2 protein-coding genes and 1 pseudogene are annotated in these 2,634 nt (G+C 56.0%); 2 read left to right on the forward strand and 1 reads right to left on the reverse strand.

The features are described from left to right. Positions 1-51 precede the first annotated feature (51 nt). Entirely contained in the window at positions 52-1,401 is a 1,350-nt protein-coding gene (locus AB4090_RS14900) for a PQQ-binding-like beta-propeller repeat protein (protein ID WP_369574664.1), read from the forward strand. Between the two features lie 164 nt (positions 1,402-1,565). Here AB4090_RS14900 and AB4090_RS14905 read toward each other — a convergent pair. Further along, positions 1,566-1,685: pseudogene (locus AB4090_RS14905) on the reverse strand (IS110 family transposase); the annotation flags it as partial. Between the two features lie 332 nt (positions 1,686-2,017). On the opposite strand from AB4090_RS14905, the gene AB4090_RS14910 reads away from it, so the two are divergent. Beyond that, entirely contained in the window at positions 2,018-2,308 is a 291-nt protein-coding gene (locus AB4090_RS14910; RefSeq protein WP_369574665.1) for a hypothetical protein, read from the forward strand. Positions 2,309-2,634 lie beyond the last annotated feature (326 nt).

The raw sequence follows: 2,634 nt of genomic DNA on the forward strand, positions 1-2,634 counted from the left end.
CCTTAAAAAGGCGGTTTTAGCTTATTGGCGCATTGACAAAGGAGTAGTCCAATGACATTCAAGATCATCATGCGCCTCGGGCTCGCGGCTTGCGCCATTGCAACCGGGGTGAGTTGTACGGCACAGGCGGCGGACACGCCCTCGTCCTGGCCGATGTATGCGATGCAGCCAGGCCATAATGCGGCGATGAAATCGCGGTTTCCGGCAGTAAACTGGACCTACGAGGTGCCAGAGGCGGCGGATGCGCGTAAGGCAGTGAAGAACAACACGATCATTCGTGATCTGGTCGGGTTTCCGATAGGGGTTGCAGTGGTCGACGGTGCGGTGTTCGCGCCGAACGACAACGGCTATCTGTACAAGCTCAATGCCAGGACCGGAAAGCTCGAATGGTCGTTCAATGCCTATAACCAATTGATGACCACGCCGGTGGTGGCCACTGCCGGTGGCAAGCAGCTCGTGTTCATCGGTGCCGGTAACTCGGTGTTCACATACAGCCATGCCGAGAAATTCGGCGTCAAGGGTGCTGCAGTGATTCGTGGGTCCGATGTTTCGGCGGTTGATGCCGTCGATGCCGCGACAGGCAAGCTCGTGTGGACCTATAGGACCAAGGGCGAGGATATGCCCACGGCGGTGTTCGACAAAGGAATGCTGCTGTTCGGCAACGGTGACGGACATGTCTATGCGCTTGATGCCGCAACTGGGGAGCTCAAATGGAAGACGGTGATCACGTCCTTCGTCAGCATGTCGTCCGCCACGTTCGATCCAAAGAAAAATGTGATCATCATGGGTGGCACGCATCCGAGCAATATCTATGCGCTCAACGTAGCGACCGGCAAACGGTTGTGGACGGTGCATCCGAAGCACATCTTTTCGAGCAGCGGCGGGGATGGAACCTGGGCGGTCGAGGGTGATGTCGCGATCGGACAAATCGAAACCCGGTCGTCTTCCCAGAAGGCGACCTCGGGTTCAGAGGAAATCGCGATCAATATCGGGACCGGCAAGATCGTGTGGTCGAAAACGCTCGGGGTCGGCAAGACACCGCCGCGCAATAAGGATGCAGTTCCGGCGATTATGGATGGCGTGATCTATACCGGCAGCCCTGTGACCCACGACGAGTACGCGATCGATGCCAAGACCGGCAAGATCATCTGGACTGTGCCGCTCAAGGCGGGAATGAAGGCGGCCCCGACGATCGTGGGCGACGACGTGATCCAACCGACCGGCAAGGGTAATATTTTCACGCTTGTCAAATCGAGTGGCAAGATCACTCATGTTTATAACCAGAAGGAGGGCGGCTACGGCCCGCAAAATGGTGTTGCCGTGGGCAGCACATATTTCATCGGTACCAATGATGGATTCATGCAGGCAATACCACTGAAGATGCTTGGCGCGTCCGAGTAGGCTCGATGGCTGGGCGGGGTCAGCGCGATTTTTTCGAAGTTCGGGGTTGAGACTAAGGGCTCGGGTTGGGGGGATGGGGAGAGCGGTTTGTCAAAGCGGCAATCCTCGCGGGTGGGAAAGTGAAGCTGTGAAGAATCTGCGGAAAGTCAGCATGCTCAGCAAGGCTTTCCGCGTCCCTGAGGAAGATCGACGCCAAATTCATACAGCAATCCGCGAATCGCGCTCACCTGCATCGTTTGGATCTTAACCAACTGCTCACGCATGCGATGCAGCACCAGAACCGATGGACCACTTGTAGGCGTGCCGTAGGGGCGGTAAGACGAACCGGCGAATGCTTCCTCAGTTCGCCGCTCTGCAAGGCCGGAATCATGGCTTGGCAAAGGGAAAGGCCCGAAGGTTCTGGTCGCTGTGGGAAACTACGGGAGCCGGTACACACAGCCCCGAGGAGAGATGGGCAGAAATGCCCGAGGTACCAAGCACCCGCACGGATGGAAGGAGATGAAATGGCGGCATGGACATTGGATAAACGCAAGAAACCACTGATGCCGTGCTCGGAGAAGCAGGCGCGGATACTGCGAGAGTGGGGTCATGTGCGAATCCACCAGATGGGTACACCATGATGAAACCATCGGACCCCGTTCTGCATCGCGATGTCTATTTACTCTGCTTTTCGGCATTTTTTGCCGATCTCGGTTATCAGGGTGTGGCGGCCTTGTTTCCGCTCTATGTGGTCTTTGAATTGCATGCGGCCATCTACTGGTACGGCATCATCACCGCCATAGCCTTTGGCGGTGGGTCATTTTTTGCCTATTTAGGTGGTCTCGCTGGGGACCATTTTGATCAGAAAAGTCATCATTGCCGGAAACGCGCTTATTCCGCTCATGGCGTTTTCCGCTCTCACGGGTAGCTTGTGGGGAGCCGCCATTCTGTTCATTGGCGGGTGATGGGCACGCTATTTTCGTACACCCGCACGACGCGCTCTCCTGGTTCAGGTAACGCCGGCCTCGGAGCGTAGTCGAGTGTTTGGTCTGCTCCATGCCCTGGATATCGCTGGTGGGATGCTGTCCGCACTACTGGCGATTGGCTTTCTGGTCGTGGGTATTTCCATCCATTGGATCATCCTTTACGCCCTTGCTCCCCCGAGTTCGACAGTTAATTTTATAACTCATTGATATTGCGAATAGCGATTTTAAAACGCTCCACTACAACAGAGTCAGTTGCTGAGACGCGGCT

Origin of the sequence: Acidithiobacillus sp. IBUN Pt1247-S3 (genome assembly GCF_041146875.1) — a bacterium.
GTDB lineage: Bacteria > Pseudomonadota > Gammaproteobacteria > Acidithiobacillales > Acidithiobacillaceae > Igneacidithiobacillus.